The following is a 22,038-nucleotide window of genomic DNA, read 5'->3' as shown; positions in this document are numbered from 1 at the left end:
ACTATTTCTTCTTTTATTAAACTCAGCATGATTAACTTTCGCACCACTCTTTACTCTAACACTTAAAAAAGTGAGCAGTGTAGATCGTTAAAAAACTAAACATTTTACGGTACATTTTTATTCGATTTTACAGCATGCCCCCAAATGTACCCTTATTATGAAGGTATACAGAGGAACAAACTGCGACAAGCTGAGACAATAAGAATGCCTAGGTGCTTTTAATATAAAGGGTTTTGAGACAAATTGGAATAAGGAGGAACAGCAAGATGGTACGCCCAGCGGGACTCGAACCCACTCCACAGGCTTCGGAAACCTGTACTCTATCCAGTTAAGCTATGGGCGCTTAAATTGAGATGGCACATCATAACAAAAAAAAGCGTGAGGTAAAGCATTTATAAAACAACTCTTTTCATTGATGATCATGCTTTAAACAATGTTCTATATTTGCAATGTAGAATTCCGTCTAACTTACTTGGTTTATTCAAAAAGATCGCTCACAATAAACACTCCTGAAACCATGTGAGAATTTCATGACTGATGCCTTGACGTTAAGAGATTTATCGAAAACCTATAGAAATGGATTCCAAGCACTCAAAGGAATCAATCTAACTGTTCCAGAAGGAGAGTTTTACGCACTTTTAGGACCGAATGGTGCAGGTAAATCTACAACAATCGGTATTATCAGTTCCTTGACACGTAAAACTTCAGGAACCGTGGAAATTTTTGGACACAACCTAGATACCCATCCATCAAATGCCAAACAATGTTTAGGTGTCGTCCCTCAAGAGTTTAACTTTGGTCAATTTGAAAAGATCTTTGACATCTTAGTGACCCAAGCAGGTTATTACGGTATTCCGCCAAAAATTGCACAAAAACGTGCAGAAGAATACTTAGAAAAACTTGGATTATGGGAAAAACGTAATACTCAAGGTCGAATGTTATCTGGAGGCATGAAACGCCGCTTAATGATCGCGCGTGCCATGATGCATGAACCAAAACTTTTAATTTTAGATGAGCCAACTGCTGGGGTAGACATTGAGCTGCGTCGTTCAATGTGGGACTTTCTCACTGAAATGAATGAAAAAGGAACGTCTATTATTTTAACCACACATTATTTGGAAGAAGCTGAAATGCTTTGTCGCCAAATCGCGATTATTGACCGTGGTGTTATTAAAGAGGACACCTCAATGAAAGCCTTTTTAAATCAACTCAGTGAAGAATCATTTATTTTTGATTTGGAATATCCAATCGAGCCGATCACTGTTGACATCATCGGGGTTAAATTTAATTTAATTGATCCAATGACACTAGAAGTCACGATGGACAAAGCACACGCTTTAAATGATTTATTCCAACTTTTAGAAGCTCAAGGTATTCGTGTACGCAGTATGCGTAATAAATCGAATCGTCTGGAAGAACTCTTTGTTAAAATGGTGGAGAAAAACCTGCAAGGAGCAGCACAATGAATTTTAATCAACTGCAAATTGCACTTTACACACTGGTCTTAAAAGAAATTCGCCGCTTTATGCGAATCTGGCCACAGACACTATTACCACCTGCCATTACCATGAGTTTGTACTTTGTGATCTTTGGTAATTTGGTTGGTTCTCGGATTGGTCAAATGGGTGGATTTAGCTACATGCAATTCATCGTACCCGGTCTGATTATGATGGCTGTAATTACCAACAGTTATGCCAACGTCTCTTCAAGTTTTTTTAGTGCCAAATTTCAAAAAAGTATTGAAGAACTCATCATGAGCCCAGTTCCATTACACATGGTTTTATGTGGTTATGTGATTGGTGGGGTGTGTCGTGGTGTGCTTGTCGGTGCGATTGTTACTGCCATGAGTATGTTTTTCACTGACCTTTATATACATAATATTTTCGTGACCATATATACGGTGATTGTGACCTCACTATTGTTCTCTTTGGGTGGTTTTATCAATGCTGTATATGCAAAATCTTTCGATGATATTTCAATTATTCCCACCTTTGTATTAACACCACTGACTTATCTTGGTGGGGTATTTTACTCGATCAGTGCTTTAAGCCCATTTTGGCAAAATCTCTCTTTAGTTAACCCGATCGTATATATGGTTAATGCTTTCCGTTTTGGAATTTTAGGTCATAGTGATGTCAATGTTACTTTGTCTTTAATCATAGTGACACTTTGCTGTGGCTTACTCTATGGTGTTGCTTACTATTTACTTTCTCGTGGTTCAGGAATGCGTGAATAATGTCTGTTGAACAATCTTTATTGGGTAAAGAAACCAATTACCCGACCACCTATCAGCCTGAAATTCTTTTCCCAATATCACGTGCACAAGCACGTGAACAATATGCTGAAGTTGAAGGCATATATCAAGGTCAAGATTGGTGGCATGTTTTCGAAATTTCTTGGCTAAATGCTAAGGGAATTCCTCAAGTTGCGATTGGGCGTATTGCACTCCCAGCAACATCACCGAATTTGATCGAATCTAAATCACTCAAGCTGTATTTTAATAGCATGAACTTTACTCAGTTTGATTCCCGTCAAGCTTTTATCGATACTGTTGAAAAAGATTTGTCTCAAGCAGCGCAAGCACCTGTCACTTTAACGTTGTTTCAAGTGGATGATTTAGACATTACCAAACCGACAGGTATTTGTATTGATGATCAAGAACCTGACTGTCTGGTCAATCATCCAGATGCTAGCCTTTTGGAATTCGATCAAAACACTTCAAATACAGATAAAAATGTTGAAATTCAACTATTTTCACACTTATTAAGAAGTAACTGCCCTGTGACAGGTCAACCCGATTGGGGGACTGTTTTTATCCGTTATCAAGGTAAAAAACCTTGTTATCGTAGTATTTTAGCTTATATTATCTCCTATCGTCAGCATAACGGTTTTCACGAACAATGCGTGGAACAAATTTTTGCCGATATTTGGCAAAATTTAAAACCAGAAAAGCTGATGGTTTATGCAACTTATACACGCCGTGGCGGTTTAGATATTAATCCGTGTCGTGTATCTGATGAATCATGGATGCCAAGCCCAATTCGATTGGCGCGACAATAAACATTGAGGTTGAACACATGCCTTTTTTTGGTTTTGTACCTTCTGAAGAACTACTCAAGAATATTCAGACAGGTATCGAGAAAAAAAACTCTAACGAACCACTCTATCCTTTACGTGATCAAACAGCCTTACTTATCAATGAAGAAATTATTGATACGCTTTTGATTGAACTTGTTCGTCGTTTCCCTGCAAGCGACAAACGAGACACTGCGGAAAAACTCGCGGGTTATGTCAAATCAACCGTTGCTGTATTACTTAAACAGTTATTAAGTAAGGCAGACAATGATGTGGTTCGCCAGTCTGTCGATTTTTCAGAACGTAGTCTATTTAAAGATCCGCAAGGTCAATATCGGGTTGGGGTTAACTTAGATCCTAATTTGGTTATTAACCTAAAAAATAGCTTTGCTGAAGTTCAAGCCAATGGCGATGTCAATCGTGCCGTTTTAGCAGAGCAATTTAAACAGTTTGCTGATGCAACTACCAACCACTTTATGCGTGACTTTAATAAAACCCTAGATTTAGGAATGATTAAACGTAAAGCAGCAGATATTGGTGCAGCAGCTGTAGGTAAAGCTGTACATATCGCAATTGATAAATTGATTCCAAATTTAAATAAGGACGAAATTACAGCAGTTGCAGAATATTACGACACTTTATTTTTTAATTGATCGATAAATTTTAATTGATTTTTTAAATATAAAAATGCCCTTTTGATTCAGGGCATTTTTTTATGCTCTCAATCTGTCAGTTTTAAAATATATAATTTCTTTTTAAATTCAAACAACTAATCACAACTATAATTATATACTATTGGAGCGTACAGAAAATTGTTGAATCAATCTCAACATATCAGCGTAAATTGGCGATTCAGCTTTAGCTTTAACATCTTTCATCTATAAAAACCCCCTCTAAATATTCAAACATAATTTTGTTGCGAAGTATTGATATTCATTGCCTTCGGGGGGGATTGTGATAGCATGCGCAAAACATGTTTTTGTACAAAATAGACCAATGGCACCAAGCGCTCAATATAAATTTTTACGGCATTCTCCTCGTGATGGTTTAAGCACCGCCACGCTCCCCTCTCGTTGGCAAAGACTACATATTGACCCTTGGTTGAGTTTATTTCTGATTTTAAATGCATTACTGGGCTTAACCGTGCTTTATAGCGCATCGGCACAGGATATGGGGTTGGTTTCCAAACAAGCGATGAGTTTTGGGATCGGTTTCTTAGTGATGTGCAGTTTAGCCCAAGTCCCACCCAAAGTTTATCAAGCGTTCGCACCATATTTTTATCTTTTTGGTTTGGTCTGTCTGGTTGCAGTTAAGCTATTTGGTGAAGTGCGAATGGGCGCACAGCGTTGGATTGGTATCCCAGGCTTCGGTAGTGTACAACCCAGTGAGTTCTTAAAAATTGGTATGCCCTTAATGATTGCTTGGTTTTTATCACGTAATCCACTTCCACCAAGCTTTAAGAATGTCGTGTTGTCATTATTGATGATTGGTATACCTTTTATCCTAATCGCTGAACAGCCTGATCTAGGGACATCACTGTTGATCTTAGCCAGTGGAATTTTTGTGCTGTTTCTCAGTGGGCTTTCATGGAAAATGATTTTAGGTGCGGTTAGCGCAGCTGCTGTGGTTATTCCAGTGGCTTGGGAGTTTTTACTGCATGATTACCAACGACAGCGTGTTCTCACCTTATTTAATCCTGAAGCTGACGCCTTAGGCACAGGCTGGAACATCATTCAATCTAAAACGGCGATTGGCTCAGGCGGATTTATGGGCAAAGGCTACTTAGAAGGGACTCAATCACATTTACACTTTTTACCAGAAGGTCACACTGACTTTATTATTGCTGCATTTTCGGAAGAATTTGGTTTGATTGGTATTCTACTACTCATCACTATCTATTTTTGTATCATCTTTAGAACCTTTCAAATGAGTCTACAATGCTTTCATAATTTTGGACGTTTGGTTGCCGGTGCTTTTGCTTTGTCATTTTTTGTTTATGTATTTGTAAATGCAGGCATGGTCAGTGGTATTTTACCTGTAGTCGGTGTACCACTACCCTTTATGAGTTATGGTGGCACGGCAATTATTACTTTAATGGCCACTTTTGGCATTGTGATGTCGATCCATACGCATCGTTAATTTTTTATCATAAATAATTAGGAAATATAACCTATGCTTACTTTTGGGCTTTTACAGAAGGTTAAAAATATCACTTTCTGTGCGGCAGCATTTTCACTGACCAGTTTTTGTCAAGCCAATGATTTTGCCAGCAACCCTGAATACAATAATTTTAAAGCCAGAACTATGCAAACATACGGCTTAAGTGCAGAACAGATTGATTGGGCAATGAATGGTTCACGCAATTTACCGAATATCATCAATATCATGGAACGCCCAGGTGAAAGCAAGCCTTGGTATCAGTATAAGACTAACTTTTTAGCCGAAGGCACTATTCAGCGTGGCGTGCGTTTCAAACAACAATATGCAGATACCCTAAATCGCGCAGAACAGCAGTTTGGTGTGCCTCAATCGATCATTTTGGGCATTCTAGGGGTTGAAACAGGATATGGGTCGAATAAGGGCTCATTTATCACTCGTGATGCACTTGCTACACTGGGTTTTGGTTATCCTCGCCGTGCTCAATATTTTCAGGATGAATTAGGTGCCCTTATTGCATGGTCATATAAAGATGGTGTTCCAACCAACTCGATTGTTGGTTCCTATGCAGGTGCGGTAGGCTATCCGCAATTTATGCCAAGTAATGTGTCTAAGTTTGGTGTGGATTATGATGGCAATGGTCATGTCGACTTGCGTAACTCTGCTGTAGATGCAATTGGTTCTATTGCGAACTATCTTGCTCAGCATGGTTGGCAACGCGATCAACCGATTGCATTTTTAGCGCGATATACAGGAAACAATCCTGATGCAATCATTGCCAAAGATTTAACCCAACCTGTTCCTTATGGTTCACTGAAAAATTTAGGAATTTCTCCATTAAACCCAATTGTTAAAATTGATGATTTAGACTTGGTCAATATTATTCAGTTACAAGACACAAATGGTCCTATTTATTATATTACTTATCCTAATTTTCAAGTGATTACCACATATAATAGAAGCCGCATGTATGCCACCGCTTTATGGCTTTTAGGCACTGAAATTGTAAGTCGATAAGACTTACAATTTCCTTTAGATAGAATAAGTCAAGAAATATTTTTGTTAATTTGATCACATTATATACTTTTTAAATAAATTGTTACAATATTGGTTATTTTTTAATCAAAACCTGTAAGAATTTGTCCTTTTTGTAACGGTTTCTTAAATAATGCTAGACACCTTTAATGCAGCTTGAATATTATCCTTTCCGTTAAATGCAGTTGCAAAAGTGAATTTACAGACCTCTATGGTTAATTTTCAGCGACTTAGAAAGTTAAAATTGAGGTTCCAAGGAGTTAAACGATGCATGCTTCACTCAAATGTGTGATGGCCCTGACCATGGGTCTGAGTATGACGCAAGTCAACTCAGAAATGGTTCAGTCATCATATTTAAATAATGATTCGGATAGTTCGAGTCTAGCTTCTCGTGTGATTAGCAAAGATTCAACAAATTTCAATTCTCATTTTTCAAACCTAAACAGTTTGTCAATTACTGAACGTTCTGGCGACCAAGTACGTCGTCAAACTATTGCAGCAAAGATTCAAGTTCCTGAAGATGAGCCTTCAGTAATTGATAAACTTAATGAAGTTGCTTCTAATACAGTTCGCAAATTTAGCCAAACTGGTGTTGCATCTTGGTACGGTCGTCAGTTCCACGGTCGTAAAACTGCAAGTGGTGATACATTCGATATGAATGATCTCACAGCAGCTCATCGTAGCCTACCATTAAACTGCTTTATTCGTGTAACCAATAAAGACAATGGTAAGAGTGTTGTGGTTAAAGTTAACGATCGTGGTCCATTCCATGGTAATCGTGTACTCGATCTCTCTTATGGCGCTGCGAAGCGTTTAGGTATTACAAATTCAGGAACGGCACGCGTTAATATTGAACGCGTAGACGGTCCAAACTCGTAAATCACTGCATGCATTTAACAAAAGCCACTTTCCAGTGGCTTTTTTATTATCACTTAAAAATACTCATGTCCGAATTGCCCCCTTATTTTTTTAATTACTCCCCTTTTCTTTAAAATTATTTACAATCAAAATTAAAATTCAATGAGCACAGGAAGTGTTCGAGAACATATCCAAAAAAAGCAAAAATCTAAAATTAGGCAAGTGAGTCCAGCATGGAAGCAAACCATAAGATCCACCGTGTAGATCATCGAATACTCAGCAGAACACACAAAGTGATTGCGCTCGGGTTTGCGACACAAGGACTTGGTTATGCCACAGTCATGACTGCTCTCCCCACAATAAAAGACCGATTTAAGTTAACTGAAGACCAGTTAGCAATGATCATTCTAGGAGTCTGTATTGCTGCAGCACTCGGTTCAATTTTAGCCGATCGTATAGCGGTTAAACTTGGGTCACGACTTGCCATTGTGACTGGTTTTATTTTTGAAGCCATTGGAATAGCAATTGCTGCATTTAGCCCAAATGTGATGCTGATGATTGCGAGCTTCTTAGTGTATGGGCTTGGACTAGGCTGCTTAGATGCAGCACTTAATATGCAAGCCGTCATGATGGAACAACGACTTGGGAAAAGTGTTTTTGGCGGTTTCTTTGCTTGCTATACAGCGGCTGCTTTTCTAGGCGCATTGATGATGTCAGCCACTGTTTCAACCCCACTTGGCGCAACGACAGCATTATGCATCGCTGTGGTGATTGCGTGCATCACCTCGCATTTGTCTAGAAACTGGTTATTTCAGCAAAAACAGTGTGCAGAATTAAATCCACAGCAGAAGCCAGCCATCCCATATCAACAACTACTTATTTTTGGGCTAATTATCCTAATTGTATTTACTGTCGACTCCGCAATCAGTACTTGGAGCTCCATTTATCTCAAAGATGTTTTAGCAAGTTCAGCAACGATTGCTCCTTTAGGTTATGCAGCTTATCAAATTGGAATTTTACTGACGCGATTAAGTCTTGATTATTTGCTGCGATTTAAAACAGCCACATGGGTTGCATTAGTCACAATCCTGATCGGAGCATTTGGATGTGTATTATCAGGAATAAGTCATTCACTCGTTACCGTAATCATTGGTTTTGCGCTGGCTGGTGTCGCCGTAGGTGCATTGGTCCCACTGACCTTTTCCGCCGCAGGTCGTTTAGATGAAAATCGACGAGATGAAATTATTGCTCGAGTTAATATTTTTAATTATGGCGGTGCTGTTGCAGGTGCAGTTATTGTTGGCTTACTTGCAACGCCTTTTGGTTACGCCCCATCGTTTATTGGCTTGGCATTTGCTTTGCTGGGCATCCTTTATTTTAGAAAAAGACTGGTTTAATCTGTATCAATTCTAATCTTACATTCATAAAAGTGACTAAATAGCCCAGTTTAAATATGTGAAAAGTAAACATCATTTCTATACTTAGCATGAAATCTTTGTTAATTTAATTCTTATTCTATACGCTATTTTGAATTCAATTGTAGCGACGTATATTCAATTCTAACAATACAAAAACTAGGGTGATTCACTATGTTGCAACTTAACCCATCCCAGCTTGTTCGATTTATTGCTCCTATCATCTGCATCAGTAGTTTTGGATTGCTCAGTGCTTGTACCAACATCGCTCAATCAGATCCCACAAAATCTCAAACTGTCACAACTTCCCTTCCACAAGCCAGTACACTTTTTTATGGTGGCTCGATTTTGACCATGCAAGGGATGTCACCACATTATGTAGAAGCATTGTTTGTCAAAGATGGAAAAATTGTCTTTGCAGGTGATTTAAACCAAGCACAGAAACTCAAACAAAAGAATACTCAAGTAATTAACTTAAAACGTCATACTCTACTCCCCGGGTTTATCGATGCACATAGCCATTTAAACAGTGTGGGTTTACAGCAAACTGTTGCCAACCTCTATCCAACACCAGATGGCAATGTATCCGATATCCCCTCTCTGATTCATGAACTTTCCTTGTGGCAACAAAAAAATCCTGATTTTATTAAGGCAACCTCAGGATGGATTATTGGCAATGGTTATGATGATGCGCAACTGAATGAAAAACGCCACCCAACTGCTGATGATTTAGACTTGGTTTCGACCAACCATCCTATTATTGTCTTACACCAATCAGGTCATTTAGCCTCAGTCAATCATAAAGCGCTTGAGGTTTTAAACATCAATCAGAATACACCTAATCCAACTGGAGGGATTATTCGCCGTAAAGCAAATTCTCAAGAACCCAATGGCGTACTTGAAGAAGCTGCCGTTTTCTCAGCAATGGCAACGGCTTTTAGTCAAGTGCCACCTGAGATCATGCAAAATATGGCAAAAACAGCGCTCAATACCTACATCGAAAATGGCTATACCACCGTACAAGAAGGTCGTGCTGATCACGGCACAGCAGAATTGTGGCGAAGTTTTGCCGCCATCAACCAATTAAATATTGATGTTGTAGTTTATCCCGACATCATGAATGAAAAAAACTACATGCTTAAAAATGGCAGCAGTCTAAATTACCAAAACCATTTTAGAATTGGCGGGGTAAAAATCAGCCTAGATGGTTCTCCTCAAGGCAAAACTGCATGGCTCACTCAGCCTTATCTTGTTCCACCAGAAGGCAAAAGCAAAGATTATCAAGGTTATCCTGCTTATCCTGATATCAAACAAGTTCAAGATGCAATTAATCTTGCTTATCAGAATCACTGGCAAATTCTTGCACATGCCAATGGAGATGCTGCAATTGATCAATATTTAACAACCATTGAAAAAGCAAATACTCAATATGGATATGCAGACCGCCGTAATGTCATTATTCATGCCCAAACCATGCGTGAAGATCAATTAGATCAAGCCAAAAAACTTGGACTGATTCCATCATTCTTTTCATTACACACCTACTATTGGGGTGATTGGCACAAACATGAAACGCTTGGCGCAGAACGCGCTAACCGAATTTCCCCAACTGGATCTGCTTTACGCAAGAATATGATTTTTACTGAACATCATGATGCGCCTGTTATTCCACCCAAGAATATGATGGTGATTGATGCCACTGTGAATCGAACGACCCGTTCTGGAGATGTTTTAGGTGAAGATCAAAAAGTCAGTCCCTATATTGCTTTAAAATCAGTGACTGATTGGGCTGCATACCAGTACTTTGAAGAAAAAAATAAAGGTACTTTAGAGCAAGGAAAATTGGCGGACCTTGTACTTTTAGATCAAGACCCTTTAAAAGTCCCTTCTCAAAAGATCAAAGACATTAAAATATTAGCGACCTATAAAGAAGGTCGATTGATTTATCAACGCCCTCAATAAAGATCAAAAAGGATAAGTCATGCTCAAGCAAAAAATTTTAATCATGATTTTATTCCTGCTCAGTGGTTTTGCTTATGGCGATATTTCCATATTCAAAGCCACTTTTCCAACGTTGAAAAATAACAAAGCGCCACATCAACAACACCACATCGAAAAGCTGCCAGCGACCAGACTTAATCATGATGTTTTCGTCGACACGTATATTGCTGCCATTCCCAATCCATTTAACGATACAGGCTTTTATAAAGACGATTCCGTATGTAACTACAACAAAACCCAAGCTGTGAAGTGTCAATTTAATTATCAATTGTCCACAACACAGGCTAAAAATTTCAAAATTATCTTGTTACCTGGTATTGGTCCCGTACTCATCCCTAAAACATGGCAGGTCATCAGTACAGATTTAGGACCTTCTGGTGTCGCTTATGCTGTACTCGCAAGTCCTCAAAAAGATGAAGCGATCACAATTTACAATTCATCTGCTTGTGTTGGCTGTGCCATGCACAGTGCCAGTTTATATTTTCCAAATGTTCGAAAACTCAGTCTAGCCAATGAGTTTGGTGCTATTGAGGACAAAAATCATCTATTAAAGATCGTCAGAGTGAACAAAAACAAAGTTTATTTTAGTTATCAGATTCCCAACCACAACGCACATACACATGGTATCGCCTACTATAGCGATGAAAGTGACGGTAATGACATCACCAACTTTCAAGAAATCAAAGTCTCGCTCAAACCGCAACACCAAACTTGGGCACGTGATATCTTAAATTTTTATCAAAGCACGCATTAAAATAGGTCGACTAAAACAATCGGAATTGATTTGGTCAGTCGGATTTTGACCTCAAGCCAATTCTGAATTATATTATTTTCAGGAAAATTAAAGCTAGATGAATAATAAAGCCAACCACCTGCATGGAGCGCCAAATGAAAAACATTACTGAATGGTTTGATGAATATAGTGAAAGTCATCAAAACAAAACCAATAAAGCCATCCATTGGGCCTGTGTTCCTGCGATTTTATTTGCCATCATTGGAATCCTTGCACATTTTAGTGCCTTGCTTACAGCCCTTCTTTTAGTGCTTACACTGGTTTTCTACACCCGCTTAGATATTGTGCTTGCTGTCGCCATGACCGCATTGATTGCTGTTATGGCATGGGTGATCTATCTGCTTCCTGTTGGCGTTGGTTTTTATATTGGCGTGTTTGTTTTGGCTTGGATCGGACAGTTTTATGGGCATAAAATTGAGGGTAAAAAACCTTCATTTTTTAAAGACCTTCAATTTCTCTTGATTGGTCCTGTATGGTGCATGGATGCATATCTAAGTAAAGTACTGCCAAAATGGAAAACACGCCAAAAACTAGCTTTTTAAGGCAAATACATTGAGGGGAAATTCTATATCAGCTTTTCCCTTCAGATACAGTCAACTTAATAAGTAAAATAAACCATAGAAACACAGTAGACTTAGACCAAGATTGACTAAGATTTTTTTAGAAATCAGCGCTAAAACAATACATATGATCGCTGTTAAAAAATAAGCATCTAAAGGTAAAGCTCGCAATTGTTGATCATTAAAGAACACAATCGGTGCACAAATGGCGGTGAGTAAACAAGGTGCAGAATACTGCAACATATTTTCAATCCAATGCGGTAACTTAAATGCAACTTTGGGTTCGAGAAAGAAATAACGATTTAGAAATACGATAAGTGCCAAGCTTAGTAGCAATAACCATGTCATTGTTGAACTCCTAAGCTTCTAAGTTTTGTTAACTTTGCTGCACACATCGCACTCAACATGCCAAAGATTCCTGATAATACAATGCCGCCTTCGAATTGAAGATATTTAAAGATACAGGCAAAGATTAAGGTAAAAATCACTCCAATCAAGGTTGCCTTGTTTTTAATCATCGGCACAATGATGAGAATAAATACTGCAACAATCGAAAAATCGAGATGTAAACTTTCTAAATTAGGTATCGACTGTGCCAACAAGATGCCAAATAAGCTAAATACACACCATGCTAAATAAAAACATAAGCCTGCACCAAATAGATAAGCGAAGGTTCGTTGCTTATTTTCCCCTATTCCTACTGCAAATAATTCATCGGTTAACAGAAAGCCGATCACCAGTCTCTGTCTAAAAGAAAATTGAGTTACATCCTTACGGAAGTTCAAGGCATAAATTAAATGTTGACTGGTTAAGGAAAACACCGTAAAAAAAATGGTCCAAACCGAAGCCCCCGCCATAACCAAACCCAAACTCACCAGTTGAGCAGCACCTGCAAATACAACAGCCGACATCGAAAAAGCCTGAGCAAAGGTCAATCCTGCGTTGATTGCCATCGAACCTGCTAGAATCCCCCAAGGCAATACAGCGATTGATAGAGGCAAAATATCAACAACACCACGTAAAAATGCTTTTTTATTCAAGTCGGATTGCGATTGAATGTCAGCAGAACAAGGTTCAAATTGATGACTCATTGATTAAATCCAAAACCATGAATAGAACAAGTATCTTTAAAAGCAGTGGACGTGGCTTGCATGAAATTGCTGCTTTATTGCTGTTCTAAGGATTTCTTATGACATTTAAAAGATGTTGAACTAGGCTAAATATTTAAAGTGCTTAAATACTGGGAAGGTGTTACGCCCATGGCCTTTTTAAAATGTCGATTAAAATGGCTTTGATCTGAAAAACCACAATTTTGTGCTGTCATTGCGATCGTATAACCTTGTTTTAATAATTGCCGTGCTTTATGCAAACGGACTTGTACCAACCAACTGTGTGGCGGCAACCCTGTATACTTTTTAAATTCTCGCAAAAAGTGCCAAGGACTCAATCCTACAGTTGCAGCCAAATCAGTCAAAGAATAATCTCGCTCAGGAAAAGCATTCAATAAATCTTTGACAATTTCAATTTTACGTTGTGCCTCAGGAAGCTCTGCGGGTGTTAATTTTGCTCGACCATAGCGACTGATTAAACGAGCCAAAGTTGATAAATACAGACTTTCCTTGAGCAACGTATTTTCTTTTTGTTCCAATAGATCAAACAGTAAGCTAAACTGCTGTGCCAAGCCAACATCGTGAACAACAGCATGAGGAAACCAAGGCACACTATTTTTGACACTAAAAAAATCTTGTCCTGCATCAAGTAACATTTCGGGTGTTGGATAAATTGCTCGGTATTTCCAACCCGACTCAACCGCAGATGAACCCGTGTGAATTTCATCTGCATTGACTAAAATAATGTCACCTTTCGGCGCTGTATGTAACTGCCCTGTTCGATAAAAACTTTGCGCACCATCTTCAATCACACCAATACAATAACCTTCATGCACATGCTTTGAAAATTGCTTATGGTGATACTGTGCTTTTAACAACTCTAATCCACCTAATTCTTTAAGGTGGAAATAGTTTGCCCACTCCTGCATGTTTTCGATTCAAACGTCTTCTGATGGCTTAAAAATAGCACGATTAGAAACAAGGTATAGAACAAAATTGCTGTCTAAATCTGAATAGAATAACAATGAACGAAATTTTATAGAACCGAATGAACAATGCACTATTTATTGATAGGTTTTTCCATCATGCTTTAGCCAACCATCTTTATGACGGCGACTTGGATCATGATGTGTCCAATGAATCACACCACCTTGATTACTGTATTCATATTCGCCAAAAAACTCAACACGATCGCCTTTACGTAAATGATCAATTCGTGGCGCTAAATCAATATTATGTGCGATCAAGACAGTTAAGCCGTTATCCAACGAAAGAATGAATTTTTGATGACGGGAACCTTGATTATCGTCACGTAATATTGCTTTTACTCGCCCTTCCGACTGAACTTGAACATTACTCAACTTTCCATCAAAAGCTTGACGAATAACCGTTAACCCTTGCTGATTTTGACTATTGTTTGACTGCGTGTTTTGAAAATTTTGCTGATCACTTGATTTAGAATCAAATTGTGCAGCACGATTGTTTTGATCTTGGGAATTAACTTGAGCTTGCCCAGTTGATGCCTTGTTTTGTTGGTTTAGGTCAATACCAAAATAAGCAGCAACAATTACAGCGATTGCAGCACCAATACCAAGTTGCGTTTTGTTTGCCATTAAGTTTTAGTCTAAGCAATATGAATAATAGAGATTATAAAAGAATAACGCCCATCATTTGTATAAAATCATTTTACTGATTCTTCTTGAATTTATTTTTCTATAAAATCAACAGCAATAAAAAACCCCTCAAATGAGGGGTTTTCAATAATTATACTTAAAAAGTAAAATTATTTAGCAGCAGCCTGAGCAGCAGCAACTTCTTCAGCAAAGCTCATTTCAGCTTTTTTCTCAATACCTTCACCTACTTCGAAGCGAACGAATTGAGCTACAGTTGTTGCAGTCGCTTTCAATACTTCAGCAACTTTTTTGTCGTTGTCGATAACGTATTGTTGACGCTCAAGAACAACTTCGTTCAAGTATTTTTCAACTGAACCAGTTACCATTTTTTCAACGATGTTTGCTGGTTTACCAGATTCGATTGCTTTAGCTTCTGCAATTTCTTTCTCTTTAGCGATAAGATCAGCAGAAACTTCTTCAGCAGTTACAGCAACTGGGTTGAACGCAGCAACGTGCATTGCAATACCTTTACCAGTTTCAGCAGAACCTGTGTAAGAAACAACAACACCAATTTTTAAACCGTGTTTGTAAACTGCAAGGTTTTCACCTTCTACAATTGCAGCACGACGAACTTGAATGTTTTCACCGATTTTTTGAACAAGCGCAATACGAGCTTCTTCAACAGTTGAACCGTCTTCAAGTTTCAATTCAGCAATTTGAGCAGCGTCAGTTACGCCAGCAGCAAGTGCAGCAGCAGCAACTTTAGCAGAGAAACCAGCAAAGTTTTCGTCTTTCGCAACGAAGTCAGTTTGACAGTTTACTTCTAAAAGAATTGCTTTGTTACCTTCTTGAGCAATCGTGATTGCACCATCAGCAGCAATATTACCAGCTTTTTTAGCTGCTTTTGCTTGACCTGATTTACGAAGGTTATCAATCGCTAATTCGATGTCACCGTCTGCTTCTGTTAATGCTTTTTTGCATTCCATCATTGCAAGACCAGTACGGTCACGTAATTCTTTTACCATGCTCGCAGTAACTGCAGTCATGTTGTTCTCCTAAATACGGTAGAATATGAATCTGTTCAACAAAAACGGCCCAAAGGTTTCTCTGGGCCGTTTTGCTTTATCGACGCTCAATTTGTCATCATTTTAATTCACAAAAATGACAAGCTTGCGTCAAAACGCATTAAGCCTCAGGAGCTTCTTTCGCAGCTTCTTCGCCTTTAGCTTGAGCATTTGCTTGAGTTTGAGCGTATTCTTTACCAGCAAGAATCGCATCAGCCATTGCAGAAGCATAAAGTGTAACAGCACGAATCGCATCGTCGTTACCAGGAATAACGAAATCTACGTTATCTGGGTTAGAGTTTGTATCAACGATACCGATTACTGGAATACCAAGGTTTTTAGCTTCTTTAATCGCGATTGCTTCGTGATCAACGTCGATGATGAACAATGCGTCAGGTAAACCACCCATGTTCTTAACACCGCCTAAAGAGCGTTCAAGTTTTTCCATTTCACGAGTACGTTCTAATGCTTCACGTTTAGTAAGTTTAGCAAAAGTACCATCTTGTGATTGAGTTTGAAGATCTTTCAAACGGTTGATTGACTGACGAAGAGTTTTCCAGTTAGTCAACATACCACCCAACCAACGATGATCTACATAAGGTTGACCAGCGCGTTGAGCTTGCTCACGAATGATGTTAGAAGCAGCACGTTTTGTACCAACGAACAATACTTTGTTCTTTTTGCTTGCTAGATTGTTAACAAAATTCAAAGCATCATTTAACGCAGGAACAGTGTGTTCAAGGTTGATGATGTGAATGCGGTTACGCGCACCAAAAATGTATTGACGCATTTTTGGGTTCCAGAAGCGAGTTTGGTGACCAAAGTGCGCACCAGCTTGAAGAAGGTCGCGCATGCTTACGTTGTAATCTGCCATTTTCTTTACCTTAAAAGTTTGGGTTAGGCCTCCATATGTCCGCATTCTCCACCCTTTCAGGCACCCAGAGTAATGTGACGACATATGTGCGGATTTTTAAATTACCCTTATCAAAATTTCCATAAACGATTCATAAAGAAAGTCACAGAAAGCATTTGATAAATTGGGCGGCTATTTATACCATAGTCACATACAAATTTCCAAAAGTTTTTAAAGATCATGAACAGTACTTACGAAGCGCCCCGTCGATTAATCAAAACCGCAGATGAAATTGAGAAGATGCGTGTTGCAGGTCGATTGGCTGCAGAAGTTTTGGATATGATCAAACCGCATATCAAACCAGGTGTCAGTACACTGGAGTTGGATACGATTTGTCATGACTATATTGTCAATACACAAAATGCTATACCTGCATGTTTGGGTTATGGCGCTGCACCCGGTCGACCTGCTTTCCAACATGTGATTTGTACTTCTGTGAACCATGTGGTATGTCACGGCATTCCGTCTGAAAGTAAAATCCTGAAAAAAGGCGATATCCTGAATATTGATGTCACAGTGATTAAAGATGGTTACCACGGCGATACCAATATGATGTATGTCGTTGGTGGAGAAACTTCAATCATTGCAGACCGTTTATGTAAAGTTGCTCAAGAAGCAATGTACCGTGGTATGGCAACCGTTAAACCAGGCTCTACAATTGGCGATATTGGTGCTGCAATCCAAAAGTATGTTGAGTCAGAGCGTTTTAGCGTTGTCCGTGAATATTGTGGTCATGGTATCGGCACTGTATTCCATGACGAACCCCAAGTTTTACATTATGGACAACCAAACTCAGGTATGGTTTTAGAAGAAGGCATGACCTTTACCATTGAGCCGATGGTCAATGCAGGCGTTTGGCAAACCCGTTTAATGGGCGATAAATGGACTGTCGTAACCAAAGATCATAGCCTTTCAGCGCAATACGAACATACACTGCTAGTCACTAAAAATGGTGTTGAAGTTTTAACCGCGCGCCCTGAAGAAGACTTGTCTCGCTTTCAGAAATAAATAAGTCATTGACTAAACTGACTTGAGTCATTTAAGAAAAGGTCATATTGATATGACCTTTTTTTATTACTGCAATTTTCCACTATAAATAAGATATTGTTTTAAAATATTTTTTACCGTCAAAATCTTCTATTTTTACAATGTAATGCAATGTTAACACAATTACACAGATGCTAAGATTATCAACCCGATGATAAATAAAACATTAAAAAAAGAACATTCACTTAAAAAAACACCTTGCAAAAGCAACATTCAAACACAGCAAAAAATCCTAATAATAAAAATACATAAAAATTAGTATCAATTGCGGACATGGAGTCCAATTCTATGAAGAAATCATTACTTTGCATGATCACCACATGTGTGACTTTACCCATGATGGCACATGCGGATTCACCTTATTTTAGTTTTAAAGATGGTGATGGATTTAAACGATTTTCTGTCTCAGCAGGCTGGTTACATGCTATGCCACAAGGCAATGGCAATCCGATCAAAGTGAATACCGCCGTTGCTGAAGGAACCCAATCAAAAGTAGGAGATATTTCTAAAAAAGCTGTACTAGATGCAGCTGTTAAGGAATCAAATCCTTTTCTATATGGTGCAATCGGTCTTTTAGGTGACACAATTCCCAGTGCTTTAACTGGTACAGCAACGGTCAATGGCTTATCGAGTTGGACTGCTGAAGGTACAGGCTTAACAGCAAAAGATGTTGATACTTTTGGCTTGATGGGCAATTATTACTTTACTGACAATATTTCTCTAGAGTTTAAAGCGGGTATTCCACCTAAAGTTGAGATTGAAGGTAAAGGTCAAATCTTTGCCCCTTTGACAGGCAAAGATTCAACACCTCTCGGGAGTATTGACTTACAGAAAGATATTCCGATTACCGATTTATCCAAGCACGCTAAAGCAGCATCAGCAACTGCATGGTTACCAGCAGCAGAGTTACATTATCAATTTGGTAAATCTGGTGTAAATAAATTTCGACCTTATCTTGGTGTCGGTGTGATGTATGCACATTTCACCCATTTAAAAGTCGATAATGGCGTGAAAGATGATTTGATTGCAGCAGGTCATATGATTCAAAATGTCTTAGATAATCAAGCAGGTGCTGCACTTGACGGTAAACTATCTTCAGCAAATCCTGTAGTCAAAGTCAAAGCAGATGATGCTTGGGCGCCTATGGCAACATTGGGTGCAACCTATGACTTTAATGAGCGTTGGTTTGGCGTAGGCTCAGTAACTTATGCTCCTATGAGTAGCGATGCCACAATTACCATTTCAAACTCAAATACCAATAAAGATCTTGTTACTGCTAAGACTAAAATTGATATCGATCCTCTGATTACCTATGTGGGTGTAGGTTACCGTTTTTAATTTCTGAGACTAAAATGATTTTCTTGAAAAATCATTTAATCAATAAATTAAAATCATTGACCTAAACCGAGCAGATTGATCACTAAAATTTATCGATTGATAAAATTTTATTCTATCGCTAAGTCCCATTGAATCCTCTACAATTCTCATATGATGATTCAATGGACCACTTATGTCAGCGCTACAGGACGACACTCGCTTTTCTAAACCTCTCATTTATATGCTCATTGGAAGTGCTTTTATTCTGGCACTTTCTTTGGGTGTGCGTCATGGTTTTGGACTTTATTTAGTCCCGATGAGCCATGAGTTTAACTGGAGCCACCAAGTTTTTAGCTTGGCAATTGCCATGCAAAACTTACTCTGGGGTGCTGTTCAACCCTTTACAGGTGCACTTGCTGATAAATACGGCAGTAAAAAAGTTGTTGCAGTTGGTGGTGTACTTTATACGATTGGCTTGTTGTTGATGTCAGTCAGTTCAAATGCCCTTTTACTTGACCTCAGTGTCGGTTTAATTATTGGCTTAGCTCTCTCTGCAACTTCTTTTTCGGTACTCCTTTCAGCAGTTGGGCGTGCTGCTCATCCAAGCAAACGTAGCATGGCTATGGGGATTGCAAGTGCGGCAGGTTCATTTGGGCAATTTATCATGTTGCCTACCACTCTCCTACTGATTAAAAACTTTGGATGGTCTTCAGCACTAGTCATTACAGCCGTCTTGGTTGTATTGATTATCCCATTGGCATGGATGCTGAAAGCACCAATGTATACCCCGCCAAATGCAGTCAAGCAGGCGCTAAAACCGAGCTTAACCTTTAAGCAAATTTTAAACATTGCATTTCATCATAAACCTTTTCTGTGGTTGGCCTTTGGTTTCTTGGTGTGTGGTTTCCAAGTGGTGTTCTTAGGGATTCATCTTCCAGGCTATCTGATTGATCATGGTTTTGATGCTTCAACAGGTACAGTATTTCTTGCACTGGTTGGATTATTTAATATTGTAGGAACCTATGCCGCAGGCTGGTTAGGCGATAAATATTCAAAACCTCATTTGTTAATGGGTCTCTATGGCTTACGAGGCGTAACCATCATTGCATTTTTGATGCTGCCACTGAGCATCTGGACGGTATACGCTTTCGGCATCATTATGGGCATTCTTTGGCTTTCAACGGTTCCTTTAACCAATGGCATTGTTGCCAATATGTTTGGTGTAAAATATTTAACCATGCTCAGCGGTATTGTATTTTTCACCCATCAAGTCGGCTCATTTTTTGGTGGCTGGTTGGGTGGCTTAAACCATGATATAACAGGTAACTACAACATCATCTGGGGTTGTTCAATTGCGTTAAGTCTGTTTGGCGTTATTGTGCATTTCTTCGTGAATGAGGAGGCGGTTGTCGATGACTGATACTGATATATGGTTAAAATTTGCTGTTTGGGGTGTCATTATTCTATTGTTGCTCTTGTCTAGCCTACTGTGGTTTAACACACCTGAACTGTTTGAATATTTTAATATGGCTTTTTGTGCACACTAATTTGAACTGAATTTGACGACTTAAACGTTTGAGCTGAATCTCAGTGCGATTGATTCAAAAGTGCTCAAAAAAGGCTGCCAGACAATCGTGATTATGGCAGCTTTTTTAAAATTCACTATTCAGTCTTTATTTTTTGAATAAAAAAGTTTAGGCGTTAAAAAGACCATTTCACAATGGTCTCTTTAATGATCAATCTTAGATGATCTTAAGCTGATTTGCGTGAGTTTACTCGCCCTTGAATCACAGCTTTGACATTATTTTTGGCATAATTCAAGAATACTTTTAATGGTGAAAGTTTCGGATTTGGCTTTTTGCCTTCACCGATCGCTTTAAATTGTGCGGCATACCAAAGGATTTCCATAATTGCCATTTTATCAACAAAAGGAATACCAGTTTTGATTTGCTCTACTGCATAACGCACATCTTGACCTGCGATCAAATTATTACTCACATCAGGCTCTACTGCCAAAGGACGAGCAATACCAATAAATTCGCAAGCGCCACTCTCCAGTGCTGCATTCATCCCTTGCGCTGTGCGGAAACCACCTGTCACCATCAGATGACATTTGACCTCTTTACGGATTTTTTCAGCAAAATCTAGGAAATATGCTTCACGTGCAATAGTGCTTTGTTTACGCTTGTCAGCCTTTGCTCCCGCCATTGCTGGTGCTTCATAAGTTCCACCAGAAATTTCGATAATATCAATACCAGCTGCATCAATCGCTTTGAATACTTGCACCACTTCTTCTTCGGTAATCCCACCACGTTGAAAGTCCGCAGAGTTCAACTTAACCGATACAATAAAATTTTCTGAGGTTTTGGCACGAACTGCTTGATAAATTTCCAATAAGAAACGCATACGGTTTTCAATTGAACCGCCCCACTGGTCTTGACGCTTATTGGTCAACGGTGAGAGAAATTGGCTGATCAAATAACCATGTGCGCCGTGGAGCTGCACCCCTTCGAATCCTGCTTTTTCACAAATCCGCGCTGATTCTGCAAAACGCTGGATAATATCTAAAATTTCAACTTCACTTAACGCTCGAGGAGTCCCAAATGTGGTTGCCAATAATGGACTAAACGGTACGGCAGATGGTGCAACTGTTTCTTTATTTAGCCCTTTTGGACACTGACGTCCCGGATGTGACAATTGAATCAATTGCACCATGCCGTGTTTTTTTCCGATATTTGCCCATTCAGTCAATTTGGCAAGATCTCGCTCGGTTTCAACCACAACCACACCCGGCTCATTTTTAGCACGGAAATCGACCATCACATTACCGGTGATCGCACAACCCAAACCACCTTTGCCCCATGCATCATACAATCCCAAATGCAGTTGATTGGGTTGTCCGGCATGGTTTGCCAGTGCCTCACTCATCGCACCTTTAATAATGCGGTTTTTAAAAATGGTCTTATTTATTTCTAATGATTCTGCAAGATGGCTCATGGTCAAATCTCTTCAATGATTAGAGTTTTTACTCTATTTTAAATTTAACATAGTTCAAGCGTAAATCTGACAATTTAATTTGTC

Annotated in this window: 22 protein-coding genes and 1 tRNA gene; 15 read left to right on the top strand and 8 right to left on the bottom strand. The window is 38.9% G+C overall.

Annotation, left to right across the window (positions count from 1 at the left end):
• Positions 1-267: 267 nt before the first annotated feature.
• Positions 268-343 (bottom strand) — tRNA-Arg (locus AAV97_RS17640).
• Positions 344-530: 187 nt separating this feature from the next.
• Here AAV97_RS17640 and AAV97_RS17635 point away from each other — a divergent pair.
• From AAV97_RS17635 to AAV97_RS17585, 11 genes are all read left to right on the top strand, one after another.
• Positions 531-1,466: an ABC transporter ATP-binding protein gene (locus AAV97_RS17635; RefSeq protein WP_004831679.1), complete on the top strand. Its 936-nt coding sequence runs from the start codon at positions 531-533 to the stop codon at positions 1,464-1,466.
• Entirely contained in the window at positions 1,463-2,236 is a 774-nt protein-coding gene (locus AAV97_RS17630; RefSeq protein WP_004831680.1) for an ABC transporter permease, read from the top strand. The genes AAV97_RS17635 and AAV97_RS17630 overlap by 4 nt, the downstream gene beginning before the upstream one ends.
• The gene (queF, locus tag AAV97_RS17625) at positions 2,236-3,060 is read left to right on the top strand and encodes an NADPH-dependent 7-cyano-7-deazaguanine reductase QueF (protein WP_005030409.1); all 825 of its coding nucleotides are present in this window, start codon (positions 2,236-2,238) and stop codon (positions 3,058-3,060) included. The genes AAV97_RS17630 and queF overlap by 1 nt, the downstream gene beginning before the upstream one ends.
• A gap of 17 nt (positions 3,061-3,077) precedes the next feature.
• On the top strand, positions 3,078-3,728 hold the full coding sequence (locus AAV97_RS17620) for a hypothetical protein (protein ID WP_004831684.1): 651 nt from the start codon (positions 3,078-3,080) through the stop codon (positions 3,726-3,728).
• 343 nt (positions 3,729-4,071) lie between these two features.
• Positions 4,072-5,214: a rod shape-determining protein RodA gene (gene rodA, locus AAV97_RS17615; RefSeq protein ID WP_042085768.1), complete on the top strand. Its 1,143-nt coding sequence runs from the start codon at positions 4,072-4,074 to the stop codon at positions 5,212-5,214.
• A gap of 33 nt (positions 5,215-5,247) precedes the next feature.
• Complete coding sequence (gene mltB, locus AAV97_RS17610; RefSeq protein ID WP_004831688.1) at positions 5,248-6,249, top strand: lytic murein transglycosylase B; 1,002 nt, start codon at positions 5,248-5,250, stop codon at positions 6,247-6,249.
• A gap of 285 nt (positions 6,250-6,534) precedes the next feature.
• On the top strand, positions 6,535-7,146 hold the full coding sequence (locus AAV97_RS17605; protein ID WP_009586515.1) for a septal ring lytic transglycosylase RlpA family protein: 612 nt from the start codon (positions 6,535-6,537) through the stop codon (positions 7,144-7,146).
• Between the two features lie 212 nt (positions 7,147-7,358).
• Positions 7,359-8,522, top strand: a complete 1,164-nt coding sequence (locus AAV97_RS17600) for an MFS transporter (protein WP_005030414.1) — start codon at positions 7,359-7,361, stop codon at positions 8,520-8,522.
• A 192-nt stretch (positions 8,523-8,714) separates the two neighbouring features.
• Positions 8,715-10,502 (top strand): amidohydrolase, encoded by a 1,788-nt coding sequence (locus AAV97_RS17595; protein ID WP_046761268.1) that lies wholly within the window; start codon positions 8,715-8,717, stop codon positions 10,500-10,502.
• A gap of 19 nt (positions 10,503-10,521) precedes the next feature.
• Positions 10,522-11,295, top strand: a complete 774-nt coding sequence (locus AAV97_RS17590) for a DUF4850 domain-containing protein (RefSeq protein WP_046761267.1) — start codon at positions 10,522-10,524, stop codon at positions 11,293-11,295.
• 134 nt (positions 11,296-11,429) lie between these two features.
• Positions 11,430-11,876, top strand: coding sequence for a DUF962 domain-containing protein (locus AAV97_RS17585; RefSeq protein WP_004831696.1), 447 nt, complete (start codon positions 11,430-11,432; stop codon positions 11,874-11,876).
• Between the two features lie 51 nt (positions 11,877-11,927).
• Here AAV97_RS17585 and AAV97_RS17580 read toward each other — a convergent pair whose 3' ends face one another.
• The 6 genes from AAV97_RS17580 to rpsB all read right to left on the bottom strand — a co-directional run bounded on the left by AAV97_RS17580 (position 11,928) and on the right by rpsB (position 16,554).
• Positions 11,928-12,242 (bottom strand): AzlD domain-containing protein, encoded by a 315-nt coding sequence (locus tag AAV97_RS17580; RefSeq protein ID WP_004831697.1) that lies wholly within the window; start codon positions 12,240-12,242, stop codon positions 11,928-11,930.
• Positions 12,239-12,985, bottom strand: a complete 747-nt coding sequence (locus tag AAV97_RS17575) for an AzlC family ABC transporter permease (protein WP_046761266.1) — start codon at positions 12,983-12,985, stop codon at positions 12,239-12,241. The genes AAV97_RS17580 and AAV97_RS17575 overlap by 4 nt, the downstream gene beginning before the upstream one ends.
• Positions 12,986-13,110: 125 nt before the next feature.
• Positions 13,111-13,932, bottom strand: coding sequence for an AraC family transcriptional regulator (locus AAV97_RS17570; protein ID WP_046761265.1), 822 nt, complete (start codon positions 13,930-13,932; stop codon positions 13,111-13,113).
• A gap of 135 nt (positions 13,933-14,067) precedes the next feature.
• Positions 14,068-14,616 (bottom strand): DUF3465 domain-containing protein, encoded by a 549-nt coding sequence (locus AAV97_RS17565; RefSeq protein ID WP_046761264.1) that lies wholly within the window; start codon positions 14,614-14,616, stop codon positions 14,068-14,070.
• Between the two features lie 170 nt (positions 14,617-14,786).
• Positions 14,787-15,662 (bottom strand): translation elongation factor Ts, encoded by an 876-nt coding sequence (gene tsf, locus AAV97_RS17560; RefSeq protein ID WP_046761263.1) that lies wholly within the window; start codon positions 15,660-15,662, stop codon positions 14,787-14,789.
• 139 nt (positions 15,663-15,801) lie between these two features.
• Positions 15,802-16,554 carry a 30S ribosomal protein S2 gene (rpsB, locus tag AAV97_RS17555; RefSeq protein WP_004831703.1) on the bottom strand — a complete coding sequence of 251 codons (753 nt, stop codon included), beginning with the start codon at positions 16,552-16,554 and terminating at the stop codon, positions 15,802-15,804.
• Between the two features lie 219 nt (positions 16,555-16,773).
• On the opposite strand from rpsB, the gene map reads away from it, so the two are divergent.
• From map to AAV97_RS21565, 4 genes are all read left to right on the top strand, one after another.
• Positions 16,774-17,601 (top strand): type I methionyl aminopeptidase, encoded by an 828-nt coding sequence (map, locus tag AAV97_RS17550; RefSeq protein WP_004831704.1) that lies wholly within the window; start codon positions 16,774-16,776, stop codon positions 17,599-17,601.
• Positions 17,602-17,928: 327 nt separating this feature from the next.
• Complete coding sequence (locus AAV97_RS17545) at positions 17,929-18,978, top strand: OmpW/AlkL family protein (RefSeq protein WP_042085748.1); 1,050 nt, start codon at positions 17,929-17,931, stop codon at positions 18,976-18,978.
• A 172-nt stretch (positions 18,979-19,150) separates the two neighbouring features.
• A complete protein-coding gene (locus AAV97_RS17540) occupies positions 19,151-20,377 on the top strand; it encodes an MFS transporter (protein ID WP_009586510.1) in 1,227 nt (408 codons plus the stop codon).
• Complete coding sequence (locus tag AAV97_RS21565; RefSeq protein WP_004831707.1) at positions 20,370-20,504, top strand: hypothetical protein; 135 nt, start codon at positions 20,370-20,372, stop codon at positions 20,502-20,504. Before AAV97_RS17540 ends, AAV97_RS21565 begins: the two co-directional genes overlap by 8 nt.
• Positions 20,505-20,709: 205 nt before the next feature.
• Here AAV97_RS21565 and AAV97_RS17530 read toward each other — a convergent pair whose 3' ends face one another.
• A complete protein-coding gene (locus AAV97_RS17530; protein WP_046761262.1) occupies positions 20,710-21,954 on the bottom strand; it encodes an NADH:flavin oxidoreductase/NADH oxidase family protein in 1,245 nt (414 codons plus the stop codon).
• Between the last annotated feature and the right edge of the window lie 84 nt (positions 21,955-22,038).

It is taken from the genome of Acinetobacter sp. Ag2 (genome assembly GCF_001005515.1).
GTDB classification, from domain to species: Bacteria; Pseudomonadota; Gammaproteobacteria; order Pseudomonadales; family Moraxellaceae; genus Acinetobacter; species Acinetobacter bereziniae.
Note: the sequence above shows the minus strand (reverse complement) of the source record. Positions and strands in the feature narration are given on the sequence as shown.